At 64.6% G+C, this 1663-nt stretch carries 1 protein-coding gene; it reads left to right on the forward strand.

All coding sequences use genetic code 11. From position 1 onward, the window contains the following. Positions 1-345: 345 nt before the first annotated feature. Positions 346-1663 (forward strand): Cache 3/Cache 2 fusion domain-containing protein (locus tag G8346_RS01595; RefSeq protein WP_206202532.1); only part of this gene is annotated, 1318 nt, incomplete at its 3' end.

The following is a 1663-nucleotide window of genomic DNA, read 5'->3' on the forward strand; positions in this document are numbered from 1 at the left end:
GCGCGCAAGGCCCCCAAGCCCGCCGCCCTCGCCGAGGCCGGCGAAGAGTGGGCCGAGTTCTAGTCCTCTCCTGAGGCTCAACCTCCTCTCCCCCCTCGAGCCTCTTCAAACCCCCGGCAGGCAATTGCCGGGGGTTTTCTTTTTCGCGCCATCCCTTACCGCTGCAGCACAGACAATGCTGCGCTGCCAGGACACCAGGTGTGCAGGATCGCTAGGTAAAAGCCCTTGCGCGACAGCTGTTCAGAACTACGCCAGCCTGCCGACAAATTGCAGAGACGAATAAAACTGTACATACCGCGTCACCCCCGCGACGACCGGGCCGGACCTACGATCGAGGACGAATGCATGAAACTGCGCCTGAACGACTTCACGCTCCAGACGCGAATCGCCCTGCCCGTATCACTCTTTATCGTCGCCGTGGTGCTCGGTGGCGCCGCCGGACTGGCGCTGCTCGACAGCCAGCGCGTCACGGCCGAGGTCACGGAAGATGCCGCAGACCGGGAAGGCGCCATCCTGGGTATGCTCGAGATCACCGATAAGCTGGTCATGGACCGGGTCAAGGGAGCCATGGCCGTCCTCAAGGAGCGTGGTGCAGAGCTCGGCCCGGCGCGGCTCGATCCGCAGAACCCGGTGCAGGTGGGCGAGCGGACCGTTCCTCAGCTCATGCTGGGTGAAGAGCCACAGGTGAACCGCTTCGGACTTGTGGACGGCCTGACCAGGAACCTCGGCGGCACGGCCACGTTGTTCGTACGCAGTGGTGAAGACTATGTGCGTGTCTCCACCAACGTCATCAATGCAGGCAAGCGGGCCATTGGCACGGTGCTCGACCCACAGGGACTGGCCATCAAGGCCATCCGCCAGGGCGAGGCGTTCTACGGACTCGTCGATATTCTCGGGCGTCCGTTCATCACGGGCTACGAGCCGATTCGTAATCCCGAGGGCCAGGTCATCGGGATCTGGTACGTCGGCAACCCGCTCAACATGGACGTACTGGACAAGCAGGTCGCGTCCACCCGACTGCTCGACAGTGGTTTTTTCGCGCTGGTCGATCGCCGTGGCGAGATCCGCTTTCATTCCGAGAGCGTCAGTCCCGAACTGGTGGCCAGCGTGCTCGAGGCGCCGGAAGGCTGGGTGCTCGGGGAGAGCAACTTCGATCCCTGGGGCTTCCGCGTGGTCGGCGCTTACCGTGCTGACGAAGTCCAGGCGCTCTGGGTCACCCGCGTGCTCGTGACGCTGGGGCTTGGGCTTGCAGCCTGCCTGCTGCTGGTCGGGATGCTGGCCTGGATGGTGCGCAGAATGGTGACGCGTCCGCTGGGCGGGGAGCCCGGCTATGCTGCAGCCGTGGCCGGCCGCCTGGCCGACGGGCAGCTGGGCGAAGAAGTCGACCTGCGTCCCGGCGACAACGACAGCGTGCTGGCGGCCATGGCCCGGGCACGCGGCAGCATACGTGGCCTGATGGACGAGATGCGCCGCATGTCTGCCGAGCATGACAAGGGCGATATCGACGTCGTCATCGATGCCGACAAGTTCACCGGCGACTATGCCACCGTCGCCCAGGGCGTGAACGACATGGTGAACGGTCACATTGCGGTGAAGAAGAAGGCGATGGGTTGCGTGGGCGAGTTCGGCCGCGGCAACTTCGAGGCCGAGCTGGAGAAGTTCC

Origin of the sequence: Thioalkalivibrio sp. XN279, from assembly GCF_011089885.1 — a bacterium.
Lineage (GTDB): Bacteria > Pseudomonadota > Gammaproteobacteria > Steroidobacterales > XN24 > XN24.